The following is a 25857-nucleotide window of genomic DNA, read 5'->3' on the forward strand; positions in this document are numbered from 1 at the left end:
GCGTTGAGAGCGCGAGGCAGCCACGGCCTCGTCGATGAGAGCCTAGAGGCGGCGGCGCCCCTCGAGCGCGCGGCCCAGCGTCACCGAGTCCGCGTACTCCAGGTCGCCGCCCATGGGCAGGCCCATCGCCAAGCGCGAGGTCTCGACACCCATCGTGGAGAGCATGCGCGCGAGGTAGGCGGCCGTCGCCTCGCCCTCGACGTTCGGGTTGGTCGCCAGGATGACCTCGACGACGGTGCCGTCCGCGAGGCGGCTCATGAGCGAGGCGATGTTCAGCTGGTCGGGCCCCACCCCGTGAATCGGATCGATGACGCCGCCGAGGACGTGGTAGCGACCGCGGAACACGCGCGCGCCCTCGATCGCCTGGATGTCCTTGGGCTCCTGGACGACGCAGATCACGCTGGGGTCGCGGCGCACGTCGCGGCAGATGGAGCACTCGTCCTCTTCCGTGAGATTGCCGCAGATGTCGCAGTGACGCACACGCCCGCGCACGGCGTTGATCGCGTCGACGAGGCGCGCGACGTCCTCGGGCTCCGCGTCCAGGACGTGCATGGCCATGCGCTGCGCGGACTTCGGGCCGATGCCGGGCAGCTGCCCAAACTGGTCGATGAGGTCGGCCAGGGCGCCGTCGTACATGTCAGTATCCTCCCTCGGTCATCTTTTCTTCGATGACGCGTCCGCCGAGGATCTCCAGGACCGCTGCCAGGCCGATTATCTGCGAGTTTTCGATATCTTCGTCGTCGATGCTGGCGCTATCGTCGTCGGCTGCGTGAGTGCGGGTCGAGTCGACGGCAGCCTCACGCTGAGCCTTCTCGCGCAGGGCGGCCTCGGCGGCGGCGCGTCCGGTCAGCGGCCCGTCGGGCGCAGCTGTGGCGTTGCGCTGGGGTTCCGGGGCGCCGAATCCGGGTGCGGGATCCGACGTCGGCTCAGGGGCTGCCGCCAGCCAGGCGGGGGCCTGCGCGGGAGCGCTCGGGGCCGCACTGATCGGAGTCACATCGGCCGGGGCTGTGGACTCCGGCGGGGCCCACGAGTCGGCACCGTCATCGAAGTTCACGGACGCACCCCCGGAGATGACGACCGGGTCTCCCCATCCCGTCGGGGTCGACGGCGTGTGCGCGGCGGGCTCGATGGGCGCATCATCGAAGACAGGGGACGAGGCCGGGGCCGGCTCGGGCTGCACGGGTGCGTCCGCCGGATCGTCGGCGGGCTCCGGGTCGCCCGGGTAGCGGAAGACCGTGAAGGAACGCTTGCGCGGGGCCGCGTCACCGTTCGGGGACGAGGCCTGGGCGGCCTCGGGCGTATCGGCGGGAGCCTGTGCGAGGGCACGGGCAGCTCGCTCGGGTAGCGCGGGGCGCTCGACGGGCTGCGGGTCTGGGGCGCGGGTAATCGGTGCCGGTGCGGGCGCGACGGGTTCATCGCGTCGGATCGGCGTCACCGTCGCAGGCTCGGGCCAGGCGGATTCCACCGGCTCCGGCTCGAGAGCGGGTTCGGGGGCGCGAGCGGTTGTGGGCCAACCGGATTGTGCGGGCTCCGGCGGGAGCACGGGCTCGGGCCAACCGGTGTCAGCCGACTCGAGGTCGCCCTGGGGTGCCGCCTGCGCGGCGGCCTCATCAAAAGGGGGCGGCTCCGAAACCCAGCTGCCAGGCTGAAAGTGTTGCGCGGCAGGGCCGGGGTGCGATGCCTGCGCCGACGGGCCGGTCGTCGCGGCTCCGCCCGAGGCCTGCCCGACCTGCGCGGATACGCTCACGGTCAGACCGGTGACCTCGTTGATGGCCTTTTCGACGTCGGCCGCGCGGGGGCCCCGCGAGAAGGCGTTGACCATGGCCTCGACGGGGAAGAGGAGGACCACCTGGGAGCCGTCAACGGCACCGAGCTGGGCGTTGCCACCGACCATCGACCACGTGACGCGGCTGATGGAGGACAGGCGCTCGACGACCTCGTTCCAGCGGCCACGGAGCATGTCGGCGTTGCGGCCCCAAGCCGGGGCCTCTGCGCGGGCGGGCGTCTCCGAGCGCTGCGGCGCGCTGGATTCGTGGCGCTGCTGCGGAGGCGCGGCGGGGCGCGGCTCGGCTTGGGCGGGCGTGGCCTCGCGGGCGGGTGCCGTTTCGTGGGCGGCCTCGTGGCGCGGGGCCTCCTGTCGCGCGGCCTGTGCCGGAGCGGAGCTCGGCTCCGGGGCCACAGGCTTCTGAGCGGACCAGTCGGGGCCGCTCCCCCACGCGGGCATGCCCTGGGGAGCAGGCGCGGCAGACGATGCGGGCGCCTGAGCGGCCGGGGCCGAAACCTCGGCGCGCTCCTGCTTCTTGCGAGCCAGGGCCTCGCGGGCCTCGCGGGCGCCGAAACGACCCGAGGAGGCCTTGGACGACGATGGCGCGGAAGCCTCTCGCGGCGCTCCCCCACCGGTCATGCCAACCGTGCCCTGCACGGGGGCCTGGGCGGGGCCGGGGGAAGGCACGAGGATGCGGCCGACGAGGAGCTCGAGCTGCAGGCGAGGCGAGGTCGCACCCGTCATGGCGCGCAGGGCCTCGTCGGTCAGGTCGGCGGCACGGGATAGGCCGTGCGGCCCCCAGTTCTGCGCCTGGCGCTGCATGCGCTCGAACTGGTCGTGCGGGGTGTCCGCCAGGACGTCGCGCGCGCCGTCGCCGGCGACCGCGATGATGAGGAGGTCGCGCAGACGTTGCAGGAGGTCCTCGACGAAGCGGCGCGGGTCGTGGCCGGACTCGACCATGCGCTCGACGACGCGGAAGGCCGCGGCGCCGTCGCCACCCGCAAGAGCGTCGACGGATTCATCCAGCAGCGCGGAGTCCGTGTAGCCGAGCAGCGCGACGGCCGTCTGATAGGTGACCTGGCCATCAATCGCGCCGGCCATCAGCTGGTCGAGCACCGACAGGGTGTCGCGCACCGAGCCGCCGCCCGCGCGCATCACGAGGGTCAGGACGCCCTCGCCCACGCCGATGTGCTCCTCGGAGCACAGGCCCGTCAGGTAGGGGCCGAGGACATCCGGCGGCACCAGGCGGAACGGGTAGTGGTGGGTACGCGAACGGATCGTGCCGATGACGCGCTCGGGTTCGGTCGTCGCGAAGACGAACTTGACGTGCTCGGGCGGCTCCTCGACGAGCTTGAGCAGCGCGTTAAAGCCCTGGTTCGTGACCATGTGGGCCTCGTCGATGATGAAGATCTTGTAGCGGTCGCGCACCGGCGCGAAGGTGGCGCGCTCGCGCAGGTCGCGCGCGTCGTCGACGCCGCCGTGCGAGGCCGCGTCGATCTCAACGACGTCGAGCGAACCGGGGCCGCCGGTGGCCAGCTCACGACACGATTCGCACTGGCCGCACGGGGTGTCCGTGGGGCCCTGCGCGCAGTTCAGGCAGCGCGCCAGGATGCGCGCCGAGGTGGTCTTGCCGCATCCGCGCGGCCCGGAGAACAGGTACGCGTGCGTCACGCGATTCGCGCGGAGCGCCGCCTTGAGCGGCTCCGTCACGTGTTCCTGGCCGATCACCTGATCAAAGGTGTCGGGGCGATACCGGCGATACAGAGCTGTGGTCACCCCTCCAGGGTAGTGGGTGACGTCGTCGTTTGCGTATCACCGCCCCCTCACGCTCACATGCGGTCCACGGATTCAGTCGTCCTTACCCGTCGCCACCGACGTCACCAGCGTAACGCCGGGCAAGAAAAGATGACACCAACGACGGCACCCAAACGCCCTCCTCGCAAACCCCCGACGCTTACCATTGATTCATCACAGTGAAGAATTGGTCATCACACGTGAATGAGGTGCAATCATGAGAAACATCAGTGTCCGCCTCCTACGATGCATCGACGCATCGGCGGCCACGATCGCTTGCATCGGCCTATTTCCGCTGGCCGCAACAGCCTCGGGCGCGAAGGATATCCCGTCGGTCGATGCCTCCTCGCCTTTCGCGGCGGCCAGTCCCGACGTCGGCTCCGAGGCAACCGATCCAAGCGGCCACGAGGATTCATCCCCCGCGGCCGATGCTTCCGGGCCGACCTCGGAACGCCAAGCGACCTCCCAGGCCGACGCGGCCACCGATTCAGTGGAAACCCCCTCCTTAGATCACGATTCCGCCTCGGCTGACACAGAGAGAGAACCGACGAGTCCGGAGGCAACCTCCGGCCATTGGGTTCGCCACGAGGCCGGCTGGCGCTACGAGCTAGTGGACGGGACGTGGATGAAGGACGGCATCTTCGACGTGGAGGGACGCCGCTACGCGTTCGACGCTCGGGGCTACGTCCCCGTCGGATGGTACAAGGACCCAAGTGGCGCATGGTATGCGTCGACCGAGAACGGCGTGCGCACAGGCTGGTACCACGAGGGAGGTTCGTGGTACCACCTCGGTGACGGCGGCACAATGACGACCGGCTGGCTTTCCTCGGGCGGTTCCTGGTACTACCTGTCGGCAGGCGGACAGATGGTCACCGGCTGGTCCCACATTGACGGCTCCTGGTACCACTTCGATGCATCCGGGGCGATGAACGCCTCGAAATGGGTGCGTTCGGGTTCGTGGTACTACCTGGGGAACAGCGGTGCGATGGCAACCGGTTGGTTCATCGCCGGAGGCAGGTGGTACTACGCGGAATCGAACGGAGCGATGACCACCGGGTGGGTTCTCTCCGACGGCTCCTGGTACCACCTGGATTCCTCTGGCGCGCTCTCCACCGGCTGGCTGCGCGACGGGGGCGGGAGCTGGTACTACCTGGATTCAGCCCGAGGCGGCGCGATGGCCACCGGGTGGTCCCAGGTCGGCGGAACGTGGAACTACTTCGACCGTTGGAAGGGCTTCTGGGTGAGCGATCGGGCGGGGTTCGAGGCCGACTGGAACTACGCCAAGAGCCTGTACAGCCCCACGAACTACCTGGTCGTGGTGGACACCAACGCCCCCCACTGCATGACCTTCTACTGGGCTGACGGATCGTGGCAGCCGCTTACCGACATGCCGTGCTCCGTAGGCAAACCCTCAACGCCGACGATCACAGGAACGTTCACCATCAAGAACCGAGGTCGCTCCTTCGGGCACGGCTACACCGCCTACTGGTGGACGCAATTCTCGGGAGACTACCTTTTCCACTCGGTCCTCTACTACGAGGGCACCTACACCATCATGGATGGAACCCTGGGTGGACACGTCTCGCACGGGTGCGTGCGCTTGCGCTACGAGGATGCCAAGTGGCTCCACGACACGATCCCCTCGGGGACTTACGTGACGATCTACTGACTCCTCCACGCTCGTGAGGCAACCCGCGTCGATGCTGACACTGCCCGCATCTGGCCGCGCGCCCCGCACGTGTGAGGGCCCGAGACTCACGCCTCGGGCCCTCACACGTCACTCACTTCCTGCGCCGTCTGGCGTGCACGGCGGTGACACCCGCCATGGCGAGCAACGCGGCCCAACCAACCACCGTGTCTGCACCGGTGCGCGCCAACGCTCCCGCCGCAGAGGGAAGAATCGGATTCGAGGGGATAACGATGGGGGCCAACGGGAAGTCCACATCGTCCTTGACCTCACCCTCAGACAAGGTCACTTCGAGGGTCGTCGTAGCTACTGCCTCGTACCCGGTAGGTACCTCAATGGCGACGGTGTAGGTGCCGGGAAGCAGCCCGTCAAAGCGGTATGAACCGTTGGCATCGCTGGTTTGACGGGCAATCTCCGTCCCGGATCCGTCACTCAGGATAACGACGACTCCGCTCAGGCTATCCTCGCCGGGGTCCTGCGTCCCGTTACGGTTGGCGTCAATCCAGACGCGGTCTCCGACGGAGGCCGGGGACACGAAACCAAAGTCAACGCCTTCAACGGAGCCAGTCTCGGCAGACACACTCACCTGCGCGACAACGGTCTTATCGTTGATCTGTCCGCGACCCTTGTAGGCCTGCGTGGGCACGAGGCCAGCCAGGTCACCCGAATCGGTGCCAACGACACTGACGCGGTAGGTCCCCAGAGCGATTCCGACGAACTGGTAGCGCCCGTCCTGATCGGTCGTGGCAGTCAGAGGCTGGCCATCCTGTCCGTTCACCGGTTGTCCATCCGCGTCCAGCAGGGCCACCGTGACTCCCGCGAAGGGGGTTTCCTGGTCGCTCTTCGAGTACGAGGCATTGGAGTCTCGGTAGACGAGCCCACCCAGGTTGTATCCACCCTTGAAGTCGGCCGATGCCCGGTTGTTGGTCGTGTCGTCACCCGACTGATCCTGATGGGTTATCTGAGCGACATTCGACACGAGAGTTCCGGCACTATCAGACTCGATGCGAACAGTGATCACCAGGGTCCGCGACTCTCCCGAGGCAATGACCTGATCGGACAGATCCCACGCCCCCGAGGCCTGGTCGAAGGTGCCGTCGCCGGTTGCTGACACGAAGGACACCCCCGCGGGCAGCGGGTCCGAGGCGGTCACGCCGGTGGCGGGTCCGGGACCGTTGTTGGTGACGGTCAGCGTGTAGCTGATCTGCTTGCCCGGCGTGAACTGGAAGTCCTTCTGTTCGTCAGCGCTGGGGCTGGTGATCACCTTCGCGATGGCGGTGTCGGCCGAGATGGAGAATGCCCAATCCTGATCAGTGCGGGTCATGTGGTCGCCGGTCAGTGTGAACTCGTTGGTGAGGGTCCACTCATTCCCAGGTGTGCGATCGGTGTCGCCGCCTGGCGCGCGTGTCTGCACGTTCAGCAGGGCCTCGGCCTTCGTCAACGAATCGCGGTCGACCTCGATTGTGTAGTCTCCGGGCAACAGGTCGCTGAAGCGGTAGGAACCCTGTGCGTCCGTCACCGCTTCGTAGGTTGCCGTAGCACCCTCCGGGCCGCGCCAGGTGAGCTTCACGGTGACACCGGCCAACGGGCGATCTCCCTGATCGGGCTCAGCTCCACCGCTGTGGTTGACGTCGACGAAGATGCGGTCACCGACCACTCCGGTGCCGACGGCGCCGAAGTCGATGGTGTCCTCGCTGCTGCCCTGCTCGAGCGTCACGTCAGCGTTGTCACCGTTCGAGTCTGCCTTCGGGTCACTGCCCGCACTCACCTGAGTCGGGGTGTATCCGGCCGGCGCCTGGAAGGACACCTTGTAGGTGCCCGGCAAGAGGTTCTCGAAGGTGTAATGCCCCTGCTCATCGGTCACGGCATCGGCCACGTCGCGGCCGTCAGCATCGGTGACGGGGCCGCCGTTGACGGCTGTGAGCCTCACGCGGACACCGGGAAGTTTCGGTTCGTCGGCACCTTGCAGGCCATCACGGTTCACGTCGATCCAGGTGGTGTCGCCGATCGAAGCGGGCTTGACTCGACCGAAGTTGACGTCAACGACCGAGCCCGTGGCCTTGGCAATCGACACGTCCGCGGTGTTCTTGTAGCGGCTGTTGTATGCCTCCGTGGGCTTTGTTCCCTGCAGCGGACCACCATCGGGATCCACGATGCTCACCCGGTAGTCGCCCAGGGGCAGTCGCGTGAAGGCGTATGTTCCATCCGCCTTCGTCTCAGCCGTCACCGGTTGAGAGTCGCTGCCCAGGACCGGCGTCCCATCCGGATGCGTCAGTGCCAGGCGCACTCCCGCGTACGGAGTCTCATTGTTGCCAGCGCTGAACGAGGCGTCGGCATCGTTGTACACCTTGCCGGAGAGCACGTATCCGGCGCTCAGGTCAGCGGACGCGGTGTTATCCGATGCATCGTCGCCAATCTGGTCTTGCCGGGCCACCGTCACGGTGTTGGTGACGACGCGTCCGGCCGCCTCGGGCGTGACTCGTACGGTGATGGTCACCGAACGGGTCGCGTCCTTGTCAATCACCTGATCGGACAGATCCCACAGTCCTGTGTCGGCAGAATACGTCCCGTCTCCGGCCGACCTGACGAACTCAACGCCGGCGGGCAATGGATCGTTGGCACTCCACCCGGTGACCGGGCTGGGTCCGCGGTTCGTCATCGTCAGCGTGTAGGTCACTTCGGCACCGGGTTCGAAGCCACCGTCAGGCTCTGTCGCAGGGCTGGTGATTGCCTTTTCGACCGATGTATTCGCCGGTCCGGTGAACGCAAAGTCCTGCGATCCAACCATCATGTGTGTCGGCACCAGGCTGACTTTCGATGTCAGGGATAGCTGCTGCCCCACAGAAGCAACCATGTCACCCGAAGGCGCGTGCGTCTGAGCCGTGCACTCGGGGCAGATGCGCGCCAACGAGTCCCTATCAACGGTCACCGTGTAGTCTCCGGGAGCCAGGTCCGTGAAGGAATAGTGTCCATCGGCGTCCGTCTGTGTTTCGATGGTTGTGTCCGTCCCGCCATCTCGGCGTGTCAGTGTCACTGTCACGCCGGCGAGGGGACGATCCACGGAGGTCGGAACAGCTCCACCCTGGTTGTTGATATCCCAGATCAGCGTTCCCTCAACGCGGCCGTCAGCGACCAGCCCCAGGTCAAAGGTGTCATCCACCTGGCTCTGCTTCAGCGAGAACAAGCTATTGTCCCCATTGGAGTCGATAGCACGATCCTCACCCACCTGGCTGGTTGTCGCCGAATACCCTTCGGGAAGGAAAAACAGGAGTCGATACTGGACGTCCGAGTTTTTCGGAGTCGGGAGCAAGTTGTCGAAATGATACTCGCCATTCTCATCGGTAAAGACCTGCTGCACCGGATTTCCGGACGCATCGAGCGCTCCCAGATCATCCGAATACATGACGTACACGCCTACGTGTGGGACTCCTCGTTCTCCCTCATCCTGGAGTCCGTTCTTATTCGCGTCAAACCACACGCGATTACCGATTTTTGCCGGCTTCGTGAAACCAAAGTCCACGTTCGAGGCATCGGGAGATTGTTGCGTCAAGGCGATCGGCGACGTGGTCGAGGAATCAACGCCAGCGTACGAGCGGTCCGGCGAACGGCCCCACGCATAGGTCGCGGTGTAGTCATCCATAGACACCTGCGCGCCATCCACTGTAGCGGTTCCTCGAGTGATCCTGACGGAGTAGGTTCCCATGGGCAGCCCCGGGAAGCTGTATGCTCCGTGAGCGTCGGTCGTCGTTGTAACTTCAGCTCCGCTGCCGTCCAAGACAGGCCGGCCATTGCTGTCGAGCAGGGTCAGCGTCACTCCCTCAAACGGCGGCTCGCCATCATCCGCACGATTCCAGTCTGCGTCGGCATCGTTATAGACGAGGCCCGAAATAGTGCCGCCAACGGAGATATCAGCGGACGCCTCGTTGTTGGACGGGTCGCGATCGATCTGATCGTATTGACCTATTTCCGCACGATTCGTGATGGTGCGTCCCTTGGTTGTGTCGCTGATCTTGGCGAGGATGTAAAGAGTTGAGCTGGCCCACACGGGCAAGTTGGTACCCGCCTGCTCCGAGGGCATCACCTGCCACGTGCTCGAGGCGGGGTCATAGTTTCCGTTCTCCACCGTCCCGGCGCAGGGGACGACGGGTTGCTGATCGCCACCCGGGGGGCATAGGCGCGTGTAGGACGCCACGTACTCAACCCCTTCGGGCAGTGCGTCGCTCACAGTAATGCCCGAAGCCGCAGCCGGACCGTTGTTCACGACGCTAATCCTGTAGAGAACGTAGTCGCCAGCGCTCAGCAGCTGTCGTGGTGTGGCGGTCTGCGGCAATCCGTCCCCGTCCAGCACCGGCTGGCCGCTGTCCACGACGGCCTTGACGGCATCCTTGCTCAGCGCCAGGTCGGTGACAACTTCAATACCAACCTTCGGCGCTTCAGAGGGCAAGAGGTAGAGGGTCTTGCCATTTTGATCGTAGCCACCGGAAAGCGCAGCAGAGTTCCACGCCGTGTAGTTCGCGTCTGCCGGTGAGGTTATAGGCGCAACAAAGCGAATCTTCTCTCCCGGCGCGATATCGCGGTTCATGACCAGTCGGAAACCGGTAACGTCGGCAAGGTTTGCCGGAGCGTCACCCCATGCGTTGGGGGTACATCCGGCGGGCGCCTGATTCATGGCGCCACCAGCGCTGAGCACCTCTCCGCGACACGGATTCAGTGCAGTCGTGTACTGCACAGTGATGTCGGAGGCCGGAACTGCAGAGACTGTTGCCTCCTGACCCGGCGTTACGGTGACGGACTCAAAAGTCCACTGAGTCGAGTTAATCTGCGGCTTCCACTTCGATCCTCGCTCCTGGGAGGCTGCTGGACCGACCCCGGTGTCGCCGAGGTGAGGCAACAGGTCGTAGGCCACTGCCTGCTTCAGAGCCACATTACCGGTGTTGGAAATCGTAAAGCGATATGCACCGTCTGATCCGGGGTCAATCTGAGCAATCTTGGGGGAGGAGACGAAGTCGGCGTCGCGGTTGCCACGCACCTCCTTTTCGATGGTCATGCCCGGGGAAACAGCGACGACAAAGGACGAGGGGGTCTCGCACATGTAGTCGGTGGTGCCTCCGCTCCCGTTAAGATCGAGAGTATCTTGCGCGACAACTGCTCGGGGGCAATACTCCCTCAGGCGGAAGGATGAGGTTCTGGTGTAGGGCTCGACCTCGGAGTCGATGAACTTCGCCTGCACCCGATTCTCGACCTTGCCCGCGCTGAGGCGCGAGTCAGTCTTCGTCTCCAGAATCACGCGCAGCAGGTTGTAGGAGGGGGTGGGCACAGTCAGGCGAATCAGCGTTCTCCCTGTCCCCTCATAGTTTTTGATGATCTCACGCTTGATCTGGGAGACGTCGTAGGGGGAGCCATCAGGGTTCTTCAGAGCGGTTTCTCTAAACGCCGAATCAGGGATCTCGTCCATATCCACGCCGAGCGGCAGCAGATCCGTCACCACAAACGGTGCAGCAAGGCCATTATCTTCAGGATTCCTGATGGAAACGCTCAGTGTGAGGGGGAGGCGATCGCCCGACTTTACCAAACCGCGTGGGGCGTCCACCGACGGGTGCAGCGACGGGAAGTCCGTTTTGACACGATTCCACGAACACAGGTTGTCGTTGGAGGCTAGAACCCGTCCGCTTGCTACGTCTGTCAACGTCGCAGAGGCGCAGTTCTGCACGCGAACGTATTCGTCGGACTTCACGTAGTTGAAGTAGGATTCAGGCTTGGATGCGGGGTTGTACCGTGAGTCAAAATCAGACGGTTCCTCGCGCGGAAAGTCTTCCGGAACATGTCCGCGGAACCACACTGTGGCACCGTTACCCGGGGCGATATCCGATTCAATACGGATGCGCGTAATGTACTGCCCCTCCGGGAGTTCCACACGTTTCGTTTCCGTCTGGTTGTTGAGCACCACGTGCTCGCCCGTGTTGGTCCAGTACTCCCAGTTCCACCCGTCTTCGGATCCGTTAGGACGGAAGATATAGAAGTCGTAGGGCCCGACGAGGGAAGGTTTGTCACAGTTACCTGCTGCCGCATCCTGCGTGCTCCAGGTGCACGGCAAGGTATCGTCCCACACCTGGTGCAGGGTTGTATTGCCTGAGTTGTTGACGGCGAAACGCCACTGGTACGTACCCTTGCGGAACGCCCCGTTATAGTCATCTCCCTGCTTAGAGATGTTGCCACGAGGATTCGACGGAGCGAATCCGTGGGTTGCCTGAGACGACTTACTGTAGGTGACGGCGGGGTTGTTCTTTTGCTCAGCGGTGATCGTCGCCGTGTTGGTCACCTGATCGCTAATGTCGTAGCTTCCCTGCGGGTATCTCAGGACAACCGTGTTTTGGATGGGGTTTTGCCAACTCCACGAATCGTAGCTCCACGTCACCGTACGCGTTACCGAGTCATAGACGCCGCCACCGGTCGCAGAAACAAACTCCGCACCTTCAGGCAACGGGTCGACAACCTTGATGTTTTGCAGCTCAACGAAACCAATGCCGTTTTGGTTGCCGTTGTATGCCGAGCCGTTCCAGCGAATACCGACATAGTTGGAATCGGTGTTATCAATCTGTTGGTATCCGTAGCGCAGCTGGTAGGAGGCCGTCGACCCGAAAGCAGGGGGTGCACCCAACTTCTTTTTCTCGATGGCAACATCCGACGATGCCGTCAATGTGGTGGTTGCACGCGCATCAACAGATTCAGCGTTCTTCGCGCTGAAGGAGGCAGTCACATCGACCGTGGACCCGTCGGGGGCATCATTGTTCGGGTACCACCAGTTGATCTGCAACCGGTCGGAAGTGCCCGCAGCCAGGGGCTCTTTCATGTAGAAGGTGAGGCGGTACAGACCGGATCCGGCGAAGGGGTAGGAGGGGACCAGACGCTGCACGTTATTCCCCGACACCACGCTCGCAGCCATCCGGGTCGTCAGGACCTGCCCGTCGGGTGTTGTGGGAGCTGGGATATCCACGGTGATGACGCCGCCGCGACACGGCACGTTGACCGATGAGCACGCGAAGTTAACAGTGGTGATCTGCGTGTCGCGAACCTTGACTCGATCGGCATCATTGGCGATTGTCATCGTCAGATTCGCCGTATCCTGTGCCTCGTCTATTGAACGACGTGACCTGGCGCGCGGCTGATCGGACCCATCAGTCTGACCATCACTCTCGTCCCCGGCCGGGAGCCCACCCGCTTGTTCCTCAGGCGTTGCTGTCGACGCCGGGGGGATCGGCCCGTCGGAGTCTCCAGAGACGGTTCCTTCAGGTGCATCGGCGCCATCGGAGGCGACCTGAGCAGCGTCGGCTTCCTGCGTCGCTTCATGCTGCGCCGCAAAAGCCGGTGTCGTCAGGGGAGTCAGGAAGCCAGCCAAGAATGACAGGACGATCACTGCGTACAGCATGGCATAGCGAGCAGCTCTGTTGGAGTGCCGCGAGTGCAGGGGGCGTAGGCGTTGCATATTATCCTCTTTGTTCGTCTGAGCCCTTTGCGCATCACACCAGAGACGTTGCAGGCAAAGCTGTGAACAGCCAGCGACGCGCACCACACACTAGGATACTGACTAACGTTATCCATGTAATTTCTTAATAACAATGATCGATGTGATCTTTACCATCTGACCCATGCGGCCTGCGAGAACACTTTTATAAACTACTTTCAGGCTTGACACTTATCATCTCGGTCAGAATTAGAAGCACCCCTGTGAATAATCGCCGGCACTCTGATTTTAATTGGCCTAAATTCCAACAGTAGTCACTCCACCCTCACCTGAAGCTGCACGCACAATGACCATCGGGGCAAGACAGGCGCATGCCTCGACACAACGATCTGTTACTTGCTGGAACAATGAACTACCAACGCAACACTCGCCCCACACACAACGGCGCACTGTCCATCAGTTCACAACGAGGGTGCCTCAATGTTGACCAAGCCCTCTTCAGATCCTTCTCAACACCCACTCATCGGCGCACAGCACCTACCCTGTCCCACCGGAGCGCCCTGTCGCACCCAAGCGCCCCATCATCGAGTCACGGGACTTCGGTGGGCTCCACACGACGGGAAGACCACATAGTGACGCAGCTCCACGCCCCCATGAGGCGACGAGTACCAGCGTCACAAGTCGCCCAACAGTCCCGCTATTCGTGCCACCCCTGACGCTTAATGACGGCCGTGACAATCACTCTACAAGCAACGAAATCCCCCGGGATTCCGATGGAATCCCGGGGGATACGCGCGGAGACGGCGGGATTTGAACCCGCGAGGGGCTATGCACCCCTACCTCCTTAGCAGGGAGGCGCACTCGACCGGACTATGCGACGTCTCCAGTGCCGACTACTTTAGGGCATTTTCGCCGCGAGCGCGAACGTGCGCCCGCCGCAATGCCCATGGGCGGCCGGCTCGGCGGAGGGCGAGGGATTCGAACCCCCGGTGCCATCGCTGACACAACGGTTTTCAAGACCGTCTCTTTCGGCCACTCAGACAGCCCTCCTAACTCCATTTATCCTACAGGACGAGGCCCGGGGATGCGACCCTCGCATCCCCGGGCCCGAGCCCATCAGAGATCCGATGCGTCAGCCGCGCAGGCCGAAGAAGTTCCAGGACTTCTTGTCGGGGGCCGGTTCCTCGGGGCGGTCGAGGAGGCCGCGCGAGAGCGCGGGGGCCGTCGGGGGCCACAGCGGCAGGCGGATCGCGAGCGTCGCCTGGACGGCATGGTAGACGTCCCAGCGCGACGACTTCGCAGGCTGCACGTTCTCGTTACAGGGGCCGAGGCGACGCACCCACCGACCGGGCTGGCTGATGAGGTAGTCGTGGATGTAGTCGACGAAGGAGCGGTAGCAGTGCTCGAAGTGCTCGACGTCGGAGATACGCGCGCCGTCGTCCAGCATGGCGCGGCGCACGGCGACGGTGGCACACACGCCCTCGCAGACGACCCACTGCTGATGTTCGTCCTCGCCGGGTACGGGGTCGCCCTCGTCGTTGACGCCTGTGGAGAAGCCGGGATTGCCGTCGGTGCGACGCCAGCCGTCGACGCGGGCACGCTCGAAGAGCTCGGTTCCCATCTCGAGGAGGTAGTCGGGTACGGTCCACCCCATTGAGCGCAGGCCGGCACGCACCTGCAGCGCGAAGCGCGCAAGCTGCATGGAGTGGCCAGTGACGTAGCCCTCGTAGTAGCGGCGCCCATCGTTCAGAAGCTTGCCGGCCTCGGGGCTGGGTTGCCAGTTCTCGTCAAAATACTCGGGGATGCGCCAGCCATTCTTGGAGGCGATCTTGTAGGCGAAGGCCGTCATCTTCTCGGCGCGGTCGAGCCATTCGGGCTCGGTTGTCGCCTCGGCCGCGGCCATGTAGGCCTCGATCGTGTGGATGAGGGTGCCGAGGGTGTGGACGGGGACGGGCTCGTTGAAGGCCTCGTCATACTGATCCCACACGAGGCCGAAGTCGTCGGTCCAGAGCTCCTTCTGCTCCTCAAGCATGCGGTTGAGCAACTCGTGGGCTCCGGGGCGGTTTGCGACCGTCGCAGCGGCGACGCCCAGTAGCGCGTACACCGTGTGGTACTGCGACTTGACGCGCGCATCCTCGTCCCACGGTACGCCGTGACCGTCGGCATCAGGCTCGGGCTTGATCGCGAACCACATGCCGCCGTTGACGGGGTCCGTGAAGTAGTTGGTGAGTGCCTTGACGGCGTGGTCGGCGTAGCGACGAGTGCCGGGCAGCCCCATGAGCGCGCCCAGCGAGAACACGTAGGCCATGCGACCAGTGACGGCCAGGTCAATCGATCGGGTCGGATCGGGCTTTCCATCAGCATCGAGGTGCGCGAAACCAGTCGCAACGATCGCGCCTTCTGCCTCTTCAATGAGTGCCTGCATGTGGCCGCTCAGCCAACGGTTATGTTCGATAGAATCAAACCATCCCACGATGTTCCTCCTGACAACACAGTCACGGTCTGCGGTGACCGACATCTCATAGGATAGTCGCTCGGCGCCGATTTTGGGAAAACGTGCATATCCCTATTTCTTCCCCGGGGACGAGGCCGGGGCCGCCCCCGCTCTCACCTGGCCTTTTTCACCTTCCCAGCCACGGCCTCGAACAAGAGAAAACAAGGAAAAGTCCACGCCGTGGGACGGTGCTACACACAAAGGGACGTAACGTGCAACACTGTCCCTATGCATGAACGAGCTGGCACACGTGCCCTACCTGAAGACCTCATCAACGTCGACGATGTCATCTCCGCTTACTACGACATCGTGCCCGACCCGACCGACGTGGGACAGCGCGTCGCGTTCGGCACCTCGGGTCACCGCGGATCCTCGCTGGACGCCAAGTTCAACGAGGCGCACATCATCGCCATCACCGCTGCGATCATCGAGTACCGCGCCTCCCAGGGCTTCAACGGTCCTCTGTTTATCGGCCGCGACACCCACGCCCTGAGCGAGCCCGCGTGGCGCACCGCCCTGGAGGTCCTCGCGGCCGCCGGCATCGACACGCGCATCGACTCGCGCGGCTCCTACACGCCCACCCCCGCCGTGTCCGTCGCCATCCTCGGCGCGAACGGCGCCCCGGGTAACCTGCGCACCGAGGGCGACGGCCTGGCCGACGGCATCGTCGTCACCCCCAGCCACAACCCCCCGCGCGACGGCGGCTTCAAGTACAACCCACCTCACGGCGGCCCCGCCGACACCGACGCAACCGGCTGGATCGCTGCGCGCGCGAATGAGTTCCTCGACTCGGGTGAATGGAAGAACGTTCCCCGCGTCACCGGCTCCGATCTGCTGCACGACCCGAATATCAAGCCCTTTGACTACCTGGACTACTACGTCTCGCAGCTCGACCAGGTCATCGACATCGAGGCCATCCGTAACGCGGGCGTGCGCATCGGCGCCGACCCGCTCGGCGGCGCGTCCATCGACTACTGGGCGGCCATCGGTGAGCACTACGGCCTCGACCTGACCGTCGTGAACCCCGAGGTCGATCCGGCGTGGCCGTTCATGACCCTGGACTGGGACGGCAAGATCCGCATGGACTGCTCCTCGCCCTACGCGATGGCTTCCCTGCGCGAGGCCATGACCCCCGACGCCGAGGGCAACACCCCCTACGACATCGCGACCGGCAACGACGCGGACTCGGACCGCCACGGCATCGTCACCCCCGACGGCCTCATGAACCCGAACCACTTCCTGGCCGTCGCCATCGAGTACCTGTTCACGCACCGCCCCGGCTGGAACGCCGACGCAGCCGTGGGCAAGACCCTCGTGTCCTCCGCGCTCATCGACCGCGTCGTCGCCACCATGGGCCGCGACCTCATCGAGGTGCCCGTGGGCTTCAAGTACTTCGTCCCCGGCCTGCTGTCCGGCACCGTCGGTTTCGGCGGCGAGGAGAGCGCGGGAGCCTCGTTCCTGCGCAAGGACGGCACCGTGTGGTCGACCGACAAGGACGGCATCATCCTGGCGCTGCTCGCCTCGGAGATCCTGGCCGTGACCGGCAAGACCCCCTCCCAGCTGCACGAGGAGCAGGTCGAGCGCTTCGGCGCCTCCGCCTACGCCCGCATCGACGCGGCTGCTTCTCGCGAGGAGAAGGCGAAGCTGGCGGCCCTGTCCGCGGACGACGTGACCGCGACCGAGCTGGCCGGCGACCCGATCGTCGCGAAGTTGGTGCGCGCGCCCGGCAACGACGCGCCCATCGGCGGCCTGAAGGTGACGACCGAGTCCGCGTGGTTCGCGGCTCGCCCGTCCGGCACCGAGGACGTCTACAAGATCTACGGCGAGTCCTTCAAGGGTGCCGAGCACCTGGCGCAGGTCCAGGAGGCCGCCAAACAGGTCGTGTCCGACGCCCTGAACGGCTGACGCTCTGACGCTGCCCGCTCACGCGGGTTGCGAAGGGGGGCGGCGCTCGATTGAGCGCCGCCCCCCTTCGTCATCTAGCAGGTTGCTGAGTTGGATCTCGTCACGACTGCGTGCCTGCGGCAACGTCGGCGAACCAGTCCGGCACGCGTCCGGGGATATCCGCCAGCTCCTGAGGATTAGCGGACGTTCCATCGCTGCGCAGGTATCCCGTGTAATAGTTGACCGACGTCAACCAACTCTCCGAAACCATGACATCAACAGTCGTTCCATAGCGTTCACTCGTCCACGCCAAGACGGTGTCTGTCGTTCCGCCATCGCCCGCATCGGTACTGCGACGCAGGTCAAAACCGAGGGGCTTAAGCTCGGTATCAAATGCCTCTCGCACACGCTCCGGATCGTGCTCATCAAAGTCGTACGAGCGCGAAATCAATCGGTACAGCGTCTGGTCACCAACGCCATACTGCGAAATGTAGTCTGTCCCGTAGTAACTACGGTAGTTGTCACGCGTCATGACCTTGTTGCGTGCCCGGATAATCGCTGGTTCCACGTCTCGCTTGAACGCCTCAATGGATTCAAGAGACGCGGCTCGCTCCAGGTCTTTCTTTTGTTCCGGGTTCATTCCTTTTCCTCCTCCGAACGGTACGCACGCGGCGCACGCCACTGCTAGAACAACCGCGAGGACCCCAAAGAGCGGACGCCTCACTTCTTACCCCGCCCCGCGATGACCTTCGAGATATCGTCGAGCGCCTTGCTTCCCTCGTTGAAGTATCCACCGTGCTTCTGGAACGCGTAGGGCTGCGACTCATCGATCTTGTCGCCAACATCGCCGGACAGGTGGTTGTAGCCCGGCATCTTGGCGGGATCTTTTCCAAATCGTAAATCGTCGCCCATGCCCTGCACCCGGTCTTGTTCGATGTCCGTGGCGCTCACCCAGGCGTGTCCCTTCTCGAGCTTGAACTCGGAGACGTCCTGAACACCCGCGCCCGGAGAGCCGAACTGGATGAGGTCGTCCACGACGCCGGGATTGACCTTGGTGAGCGCGATGCCGGCGGTCGTCGACCCGAAGGAGTGGCCGGCAACGCTAATGTGGGCATCGCCCGCCGGTCCGGCTTCGCGCGAGGCATCCAGGCCGTTGAGGAATCCAGCCAGCTTGTCCGCGCCCTTCTGCGCGTAGCCGATATCCGCAACCTCTGCAATATTCTGGGGCGCCTCGTATCCCAGGTAGGAAATCATCGCAACGCTCTCGCCATTGCTATGCTTCCTCACGTTCGCACCCATGACCTTAGCATCGTCGTCGTACTTGCCCAAGTTGGTCGCCACGTTGGAGTAGAGGCCAGGAACGATCACACCCACGTGATCAGCCGTGTCGACGTTGCCCTGGGCGACAGCTGCGGTGACGTGCTTGCCCGAGGTGTCCAGACTGAGAAGCTGGCGTTGTATTCCGTCTCCATCCGGCCAGGGCTCCTCGCGATCGATCGTGTCCTTGACATTATGGAGCGCCTTCACACGCTCTTCGACGAGCTCCAGCTCCTGGCGCTCGCGGCGCGAGGGATGCAAGCCGTAGCGCTTCTTGAGACGCTCAAGCTTCTTCTCTTCCCGCTTGGTGGCGTCCTCCAGGTAAATACGATTCGCCTTGTTACGCGACGTTCCGTCGATACCGTTCAGGTTGCCGATCTCCTGGGGGTGAGCCTTGATCATCTGCTCTTTTTCGGCGTCGCTGAGCGACGACCACCACTTGGCCACTTCCTTCTCGGAGGCGCCCTTAGGCGGCAGCTTCAGATCCTTCTTCGGGACGCGCGTTCCCGTGGTCGCCCCATTCGCGTAGGAGCCTGCTCCACCACCCAGGGCCGCGAGCTTGCTCTGCGCGTTCTGGACAACACTTCTCGCCTTCTGGACAATCGCGCTCACCTGGTCGGAGACGATCTTCATGTTCTTCTTGATCGTCACCGTATCTGCTGGAGACACGTTGTGCGGTCCCACGTACTGAACGGATCCATCCGCCCCGATATGGATGGAGTGGTTCGCGGCGGTGCCGTCGAGCTTCCTGGCAGCCGTACCGACGGTTTCAGCACCCTCCGAGGCCTCGCTGAGGATACTCGCGATGGCCTCCATCTTGACCGCCTGCTCTTCGATTTCCACGCGAAGCTTCAACAGCGCACGACGGGCAGCATTGACCGTGTTCCCCTGACCGGTCAGGGAGCTCAGGTTGGCATCAAGGCTCTCAGAGGCACTCTTGAGGGACTCCACGTTTTTGTCATAGACCTGCGCTTGCTGGCTGAGGGACGAACCCTCCCACTGCAGGAGATCAGACCACTTCATTGTTACGACTACCCTCCGAGTTCTGCGCTAAAGCGATTGAATCCCAGATTCCGCGGCTCGATTGGATCCACCATCGGGGTCGGATTTCCCATCGTGGGCCGCGGGATGGGAGGCACCTTGGGAAGCTCAATGGCAGGTTTCGGAAGGGGGTGAGGCCCCCTCGGCCCCGTGACAATGGGAGAAATGGGCATGACGGGGTCAAAGGGCATGGGCTCGACCTTCGGCCGACCGGTGCCAGGGTTCGGTCGGCGGTGGCCACGAGTCCCCTCGCCCGGGTGGTGACCACCCCTCTGCTTGCCCGGGTCACCGGGAAGACGCGGGCCGCGCTGAGGCGGATTGCCGCCGCTGATCGGCGAGGGAAGAGGAACCAGTCGCGGGTTCTTACGACTGTCTCCGCCGCCGCCCGGACCGGAGTGGCCGCAGTCGTCGCCATTGATGATCGAGCCGATGAGCTGGCCGTTCTCTTCCTCCGCGGCGATGAAGTCTCGTTCGGCGGCCTCGAGGGCGTCAGCGTGTTCCTCCAGCTTCATACTGGTCTTCACGCACTGGTCGGCAACTTTCTCTTCAACTGCCTGCATGGGTGAGGCAAGGTTAGCGCCGGGCATCGCCGAAGCGAACGCGCTCGCCCCTCCTTCCGGGCGTGCAGACCGGACAGCGTCCGCGGTTTCACGCGAGGTCGCGGCAAGCTTCGGGAACTCACCCGCAACGAAGGACAGATCGCTCATCATTGACTCCATTGAATACTGACCGGTGACACAGGCAATATTACTGGATGAATATCTTCGTCGCACCGACTCACCACAACTGCGCGGCAGATAGTTCTTCCACATCACCAACCAGTTTCACCGCTTTTATCCCTAGAAAATTGCGAGCAAGGTCGCTACCTTGGCACTGTCCCCAGATGGGAACACCGGCAACGCCCACCTACTCCAGGAGCCCACATGAGCGAGGCATCCCGCCCACCCGCACGCAACGCGGGACCGGATGCGCCAGCCCAGGCCTCGTCGATAGCGACGACGAGGCCTCCCATCCCCCGGCTGCCCGCCGGCCGCCTCGCGTTCCTGCTCCTCGCGGGCGTCGCGCTCCTCGCGGGCCTTGACGCATCCCTCGTGCGCCTGGGGGCGCTCGCACCCGTGGCCGCGACGAGCCTGGGGACCGTGCACGGACTCCTCATGATCTACGGGTTCCTGGGCACCGCGATCTGCCTCGAGCGCGCGGTCGCCCTGCAGTCCGACGGGCGGCGCGCGTGGGCGTACGCCGCTCCCCTACTCACCGGGGCCGGCGGAATCAGCGCGGTCATCATCTCCCTGAACGAGGGGGTGCGCGAGGTGCTCACGAACCTCCCGGTCCCCCGCTTCCTGGCCGCCCACCTGCCCGGATTCACGCCCGAGCGGATGATGCCCGGTTTCCTCGTCACCCTCGGCATGGCGCTGCTGACGGCGATCTACTGCTACGTGTGGGCGCGCCGTCAGGCCACCCACGCGGTCCTCATCCAGCTGATGGGCGCTCTCATTGGCCTGGGAGGCATCCTCCTGTGGTGGCGAGGCCTCGAGACTGCGCGCGCGGTGCCGTGGTGGCTCGCGTTCCTGATCGTCACGATCATCGGCGAGCGCGTCGAACTCGCGCGCCTCGCCTTCGCGTCCGGCTCGACCGAGCGGCGCATCACAGCCGAGAGCGCCGCGCTCATGGTAGGCCTGACCGTCGCGCTCTACTCCCCGACGATCGGTTACCCCCTGATCGGCCTGAGCCTGGGTGTCCTCATGGCCGACACCGCGTGGCACGACGTCGCGCGCGGCACGGTGCGCATGAAGGGCCTGCCGCGCCTGGCGGCCGTGTGCATGCTGAGCGGCTACGCGTGGGCGCTCGTGCCCGCGCTGATGTGGATTATTGCGCCGCCCACCTTCGATGGCTACGGCTACGACGCCGGCGTCCACGCGATCACGATCGGCTTCGTCGTCTCGATGCTGCTCGCCCACGCGCCCGTTATCATCCCGGCAGTCGCCCGACGCGAGGTACCCTACCACGGCGCCATGTGGGTCCCCTTCGCGTTCCTGCAGGTCTCCCTCCTCCTGCGCCTCCTCGCGGGCGCGCGCGAGGCCGCCTACCCGTGGCGCCTGGGCGGCACCCTCGGGGTCGTCGGCATGCTCCTCTTCGTCGCCACGACGCTGACGGTGACGATACGCCGGGCGCGCGCGAACGCTCGGGAGGCACGATGAACAAGCCCCGCGTTCCCCGCACCGACCGCGCGACCACCGTCTGGATGTGCGCGGCAGCCGTCGCCGCGGCGATCACGATCGTCGCCCGAGGCCGCATCCCGCAGAACCTGTGGACGATGATCCACCTGGTGACCCTCGGCGTCCTGTCAAACGGGATTTTCCAGTGGTCCTGGTACTTCACGCGCGCGCTCGCACACCTGGCCCCGGACGATCGGCGGGCCGGGCGCGACAACACCGTGCGCATCACGGCGTTTAATCTCTCCCTGCTGCTCCTCATCGGTGGCATGTGGTCGGGCTTGTGGCACGCGACCGTCACGGGTGCGACCGTTGTTGGGTTGATCGCGGCCTGGCACGGGTGGGCGCTGCTCACCGCGTCCCGCGAGCGCCTGGCCTCGCGGTTCGCGGTCATCATCCGCTACTACATCGCGGCCGCGTTCTTCCTGGTGGTTGGCGCGACGCTGGCGGGTTTCATCACGGCGGCCATGTTCGACGCGGACGCTCCCACGTGGTTGGCCGAGGCCCGGGACCGCCTGACGGTCGCCCACGCGCTGGCGGGGATCGCCGGATGGGTGGGCCTGACGATGGGTGGAACCCTGGTGACGCTGGGGCCAACCGCGATGCGCACGCGCATGGATCCGCGAGCCGTGTCCTTTGCGACGAGCGCGCTGCCCCTGTGGGTGGCCGCGCTTCTCGTCGCCGGCACGGGCGCTGTGGCAGGGTCGATGCGCGTGACTTCCGTGGGTCTCCTCGTCGTCGTGGGCGCGGCCACCCTGGGCGTGGGCGTTCCGCTGGTCCGCGTGGCGCTTAAGAAGGGGCCGGCTGAATACGGTGCGTGGTCTCTCATGCTGGGCGCCGCATGGATCCTCGTTGCCGGCGCGGGAGCGTCCCTGCGCGCCTTCCAGGCGACGGACGCGACCGGGCTGCGCTCGGCTTTCCTCGCGTGGATGCCGATCCTGGGCGCGGCCGGGCTGGGCCAGCTCTTTGTCGGCGCGCTCACCTACCTGATGCCCGTCGTGATTGGCGGCGGCCCGTCCGCGGTGCGCGTCGGCGTCGGCGTGCTCGAGGCCGGGGCGCCCATCCGGGAGGCGGCTCGCAACGTGGCCGCGGTCCTCGCGCTCGCCGTCGCATCCCTGGGCGGAACCTCCGCCGAACGCCTCACCATCGCCGCGTGGGTGGTCCTGCTGGCCACCTACCTTGTTGACATCGTCCTCATGGCCCGCTGCGGCGTCGCCCAGGCGCGCGCCAAACGCGCCGCCGCTTCATCCCCCACCACACAAGGAGGCAGCCGTGGCTGACCTGAACCTGTCCGCTTCGCCGTCGTCGGGAGGCAAGAAGCCGAAGACGCCCGCCCCGAAAGTCCCCACGACGGGAAGCCCCAAGCTGCGCATGAGCCCTGCGGGCGATCACTCGCCCGTGAGCCGCACGGCCGGAGCGATCGTCGGCGTCGTCTCCGTCGTGGCGCTCGCTCTCGCGATCTTCCTGTCCAACCCGTCCGCGCCCACGACGCAGAGCACGGGAACGGGGACCGGGACCACGACCTCGTCTGTGACGCCGACCGGACACACGACCCGCGTGTCGGTGGGGGTCGAGGGCATCGCTTTCACACCAAACCACATTGAGGTGCCGGTTGGCGACCGCCTGGTCATTGACTTCACGAACTCGGGGGACCAGCGCCATGACCTGGTATTTGAGACGGGCGTGTCGTCCGGGTCGCTCGCGTCGGGTGAGACAAAGGAACTGGACCTCGGCATCATCTCCGGCGACGTCGAGGGCTGGTGCTCCCTACCGGGACACCGTGAGCTCGGCATGACCCTGCACGTGCAGGCCACGGGCGCGTCATCGTCGTCCTCGTCCTCCTCGGGAACCTCGGCCTCGGGCAGCCACGCGCACCACGGGCACGACCACGGCCAAGACGCCGCCGCCGGTCCCGCCACCCCGACGGCCCTGACGGACTACGCGGCGACCATCGACGCGCGAGACCCTGTGCTGCCGCCCGCCACGAACGAGACCGAGCGCCACTACACCTTCACGGTCACCGAGCAGACCGTCAACGTGACGAGCTCACTGACGCGCGAGTCGTGGACCTTCAACGGGGACGCTCCCGGCCCGATCCTGCGCGGACACATCGGCGACACCTTCCATATCACGCTCGTCAACAACGGGACGATGAGCCACTCGCTGGACTTCCACGCGGGCCTCGTCGCCCCCGACAACGTCATGCGCTCGATCGAGCCCGGGCAGACGCTCGAGTACACCTTCGTCGCCAAGAACGCGGGCATCTGGCTCTACCACTGCTCGACCGCGCCCATGTCGATGCACATCGCAAACGGCATGTTCGGGGCCGTCATCATCGACCCGACCGACCTGGATAAGGTCGACCGCGAGTACGTCATGGTTGCCTCCGAGCTCTACCTGGGCGCGGACGGGCAGCCCGCTGACGCCTCGCTCCTGTCGGCCCTGCAGCCCAACGCGATGGCCTTCAACGGCGTGCCCTTCCAGTACAAGGCGCACCCGATCCAGATCAAGACCAACGAGCGCGTGCGCGTGTGGGTCATGGACGCGGGCCCGAACCTGGCAACCACCTTCCACGTCGTGGGTACCCAGTTCGACACCGTGTGGCGCGAGGGCGCCTACGTGATCCGAGGCGGCGGAAGCGGCGGCGGCTGGGGACAGGTCCTCACACTGGGCGCCGCCGAGGGCGGATTCGTCGAGTTCACGCCGCTCGAGGCCGGCCACTACACCTTCGTCAACCACGCTCTCTCCCTGGCGGAAAAGGGCCAGGTCGGCGTCTTCGAGGTGACCGACTAGACCTTTCCCCGTTCCCCGGCCACGGCCTCGTCCTTTTTGACGAGGCCGTGGCTTTTTCGCGGATTCCCCTCCCCGTGCGGAGGGTCCGAATGGTTACGAACACCCCATTCCACTTGGCTTTCGGCACGCTGCACGGCGATAGAATGGATGGATGCTCGGCACCTATCTTGACATTCTGCGTTACCGCCAGTCCTGGAAATTCTCCGCGGCTGGACTTGTGCTACGCATGCCGATGTCCATGGTGGGACTGTCAACGATCCTCATGGTGCGCACTGAGTACGGCAACTACACGCTGGCCGGCGCGGTTTCCGCAGTCAACATCATCGTCATGGCGATTTGCGCGCCCATTCTCGCGCGCCACGTCGACCGCTACGGGCAGCTGCGCGTCATGGGTCCCGCGTGGGTCATCGCGACCCTGTCGATGTGTGGCCTCGTCGCCGCCGTCTTCATGCACGCCCCCGAGTGGCTACTCTTCATCCCGGCGGCCCTCGCGGGCGCCACGTGGGGAGCGCCCGGTGCGCTCGTGCGCTCGCGCTGGTCGACGATCCTGCACAAGCCGGGCCAGCTGTCGACCGCCTACGCCCTCGAGTCTGCGGTCGACGAGTTTGTCTACATCGTGGGCCCCGTGCTCTCCACGGTCCTGGGCACCGCCCTGCACCCGGCCACCGGCCTCATTATCTCAATCGTCAGTCTGGCGGTGGGCGGCGCTCTCTTCCTGTCGCGCCGCGACTCCGAGCCCGCGATCATCCCCTACGATCCGAGCGCCCCGCGCGAGTCCGTTATCCGCAAGCCCGTCGTCCTCGTCATGGCCGCGACCTACATCGGCATGGGTATGACGTTCGGCGCGATGGAAGTGTCGATGGTCAGCTTCACCGAGGAGCTGGGTGCCCCCGCACTCGGCGGCATCCTCCTGGCCCTCTTCTCGATCGGCTCACTGACGGCCGCCCTCGTGTACGGCGCACGCACGTGGAGGCGCCCCACCTGGCAGCTCTTCGTCATCGGCGTGATCGCGATGGCGATCGGCATGAGCCTGTTCCCCGTGGCATTCAGCGTCTGGACAATGGCCATTGTCATCCTCATCACGGGCCTCACCTGCGCCCCCACGATGACGAACGTCAACGTCATTATCCAGAATTCCGTCTCCCCCGCGAAGCTCACCGAGGGCCTGACCTGGATGTCCACCTCGATCAACCTGGGCACGTCGCTGGGCACGGCGATCGCCGGACCCGCGATCGACGCAATCGGCGCGCGCGGCGGCCTGTTCACCATGGCCGGCGCGGGGTGGGCGATGGTCCTCTTCATGCTCATCGGCCTGCCCGCGCTGCGTAAGGGCACCGCGGCCACCCCCAAGCCCACGCTGCCCCTCGACTGAGGACGCAACCCCCTCGATTCTTGCGCCCGCACGGG

The 25857-nt window shown here is 65.0% G+C and carries 13 protein-coding genes and 2 tRNA genes; 6 read left to right on the forward strand and 9 right to left on the reverse strand.

All coding sequences use genetic code 11. The features are described 5' to 3' along the window. Window positions 1–42 precede the first annotated feature (42 nt). Together recR and ACTODO_RS02510 are read right to left on the reverse strand one after the other, a co-directional pair. Window positions 43–636 carry a recombination mediator RecR gene (recR, locus tag ACTODO_RS02505; RefSeq protein WP_003791045.1) on the reverse strand — a complete coding sequence of 198 codons (594 nt, stop codon included), beginning with the start codon at window positions 634–636 and terminating at the stop codon, window positions 43–45. Between the two features lies 1 nt (window position 637). Then, the gene (locus ACTODO_RS02510) at window positions 638–3541 is read right to left on the reverse strand and encodes a DNA polymerase III subunit gamma and tau (RefSeq protein ID WP_003791047.1); all 2904 of its coding nucleotides are present in this window, start codon (window positions 3539–3541) and stop codon (window positions 638–640) included. A 235-nt stretch (window positions 3542–3776) separates the two neighbouring features. Here ACTODO_RS02510 and ACTODO_RS02515 point away from each other — a divergent pair, with 235 nt between their 5' ends. Then, a complete protein-coding gene (locus ACTODO_RS02515; RefSeq protein WP_003791048.1) occupies window positions 3777–5228 on the forward strand; it encodes a L,D-transpeptidase family protein in 1452 nt (483 codons plus the stop codon). Window positions 5229–5340: 112 nt separating this feature from the next. On the opposite strand, the gene ACTODO_RS02520 is transcribed toward ACTODO_RS02515, so the two are convergent. The 4 genes from ACTODO_RS02520 to ACTODO_RS02535 all read right to left on the reverse strand — a co-directional run bounded on the left by ACTODO_RS02520 (window position 5341) and on the right by ACTODO_RS02535 (window position 15181). After that, the gene (locus ACTODO_RS02520) at window positions 5341–12672 is read right to left on the reverse strand and encodes an SdrD B-like domain-containing protein (protein ID WP_003791050.1); all 7332 of its coding nucleotides are present in this window, start codon (window positions 12670–12672) and stop codon (window positions 5341–5343) included. Window positions 12673–13503: 831 nt separating this feature from the next. Beyond that, window positions 13504–13593 (reverse strand) — tRNA-Ser (locus tag ACTODO_RS02525). Window positions 13594–13671: 78 nt separating this feature from the next. Next, window positions 13672–13758: transfer RNA gene (locus tag ACTODO_RS02530), tRNA-Ser, on the reverse strand. 82 nt (window positions 13759–13840) lie between these two features. Further along, window positions 13841–15181 (reverse strand): AGE family epimerase/isomerase, encoded by a 1341-nt coding sequence (locus ACTODO_RS02535; RefSeq protein ID WP_034511871.1) that lies wholly within the window; start codon window positions 15179–15181, stop codon window positions 13841–13843. Window positions 15182–15430: 249 nt separating this feature from the next. On the opposite strand from ACTODO_RS02535, the gene pgm reads away from it, so the two are divergent. Further along, window positions 15431–17107 (forward strand): phosphoglucomutase (alpha-D-glucose-1,6-bisphosphate-dependent), encoded by a 1677-nt coding sequence (gene pgm, locus ACTODO_RS02540; RefSeq protein WP_003791056.1) that lies wholly within the window; start codon window positions 15431–15433, stop codon window positions 17105–17107. A 100-nt stretch (window positions 17108–17207) separates the two neighbouring features. Here the strand turns inward: pgm and ACTODO_RS02545 are convergent, their stop codons facing one another. The 3 genes from ACTODO_RS02545 to ACTODO_RS10925 all read right to left on the reverse strand — a co-directional run bounded on the left by ACTODO_RS02545 (window position 17208) and on the right by ACTODO_RS10925 (window position 20154). Further along, complete coding sequence (locus tag ACTODO_RS02545; protein WP_003791057.1) at window positions 17208–17726, reverse strand: DUF4853 domain-containing protein; 519 nt, start codon at window positions 17724–17726, stop codon at window positions 17208–17210. Between the two features lie 80 nt (window positions 17727–17806). Next, complete coding sequence (locus ACTODO_RS02550; RefSeq protein ID WP_003791059.1) at window positions 17807–19426, reverse strand: alpha/beta hydrolase; 1620 nt, start codon at window positions 19424–19426, stop codon at window positions 17807–17809. 8 nt (window positions 19427–19434) lie between these two features. After that, on the reverse strand, window positions 19435–20154 hold the full coding sequence (locus tag ACTODO_RS10925) for a hypothetical protein (RefSeq protein ID WP_208853679.1): 720 nt from the start codon (window positions 20152–20154) through the stop codon (window positions 19435–19437). A 213-nt stretch (window positions 20155–20367) separates the two neighbouring features. On the opposite strand from ACTODO_RS10925, the gene ACTODO_RS02560 reads away from it, so the two are divergent. The 4 genes from ACTODO_RS02560 to ACTODO_RS02575 all read left to right on the forward strand — a co-directional run bounded on the left by ACTODO_RS02560 (window position 20368) and on the right by ACTODO_RS02575 (window position 25822). Continuing rightward, complete coding sequence (locus tag ACTODO_RS02560; RefSeq protein WP_003791065.1) at window positions 20368–21642, forward strand: DUF8744 domain-containing protein; 1275 nt, start codon at window positions 20368–20370, stop codon at window positions 21640–21642. After that, window positions 21639–22937 carry a hypothetical protein gene (locus ACTODO_RS02565; protein ID WP_003791067.1) on the forward strand — a complete coding sequence of 433 codons (1299 nt, stop codon included), beginning with the start codon at window positions 21639–21641 and terminating at the stop codon, window positions 22935–22937. The genes ACTODO_RS02560 and ACTODO_RS02565 overlap by 4 nt, the downstream gene beginning before the upstream one ends. Further along, window positions 22930–24450, forward strand: coding sequence for a multicopper oxidase domain-containing protein (locus tag ACTODO_RS02570; RefSeq protein WP_208853680.1), 1521 nt, complete (start codon window positions 22930–22932; stop codon window positions 24448–24450). The genes ACTODO_RS02565 and ACTODO_RS02570 overlap by 8 nt, the downstream gene beginning before the upstream one ends. Window positions 24451–24601: 151 nt before the next feature. Further along, window positions 24602–25822 carry an MFS transporter gene (locus ACTODO_RS02575; RefSeq protein WP_003791073.1) on the forward strand — a complete coding sequence of 407 codons (1221 nt, stop codon included), beginning with the start codon at window positions 24602–24604 and terminating at the stop codon, window positions 25820–25822. Window positions 25823–25857 lie beyond the last annotated feature (35 nt).

This window comes from Schaalia dentiphila ATCC 17982 (assembly GCF_000154225.1).
Lineage (GTDB): Bacteria > Actinomycetota > Actinomycetes > Actinomycetales > Actinomycetaceae > Pauljensenia > Pauljensenia dentiphila.

Coding starts and splice junctions, on each gene's coding strand:
- recR (WP_003791045.1), bottom strand. CDS start 636: ATGTACGACGGCGCCCTGGCCGACCTCATCGACCAGTTTGGGCAGCTG.
- ACTODO_RS02515 (WP_003791048.1), top strand. CDS start 3,777: ATGAGAAACATCAGTGTCCGCCTCCTACGATGCATCGACGCATCGGCG.
- ACTODO_RS02520 (WP_003791050.1), bottom strand. CDS start 12,672: ATGCTGTACGCAGTGATCGTCCTGTCATTCTTGGCTGGCTTCCTGACT.
- pgm (WP_003791056.1), top strand. CDS start 15,431: ATGCATGAACGAGCTGGCACACGTGCCCTACCTGAAGACCTCATCAAC.
- ACTODO_RS02545 (WP_003791057.1), bottom strand. CDS start 17,726: ATGAACCCGGAACAAAAGAAAGACCTGGAGCGAGCCGCGTCTCTTGAA.
- ACTODO_RS02550 (WP_003791059.1), bottom strand. CDS start 19,426: ATGAAGTGGTCTGATCTCCTGCAGTGGGAGGGTTCGTCCCTCAGCCAG.
- ACTODO_RS10925 (WP_208853679.1), bottom strand. CDS start 20,154: ATGATGAGCGATCTGTCCTTCGTTGCGGGTGAGTTCCCGAAGCTTGCC.
- ACTODO_RS02560 (WP_003791065.1), top strand. CDS start 20,368: ATGAGCGAGGCATCCCGCCCACCCGCACGCAACGCGGGACCGGATGCG.
- ACTODO_RS02565 (WP_003791067.1), top strand. CDS start 21,639: ATGAACAAGCCCCGCGTTCCCCGCACCGACCGCGCGACCACCGTCTGG.
- ACTODO_RS02575 (WP_003791073.1), top strand. CDS start 24,602: ATGCTCGGCACCTATCTTGACATTCTGCGTTACCGCCAGTCCTGGAAA.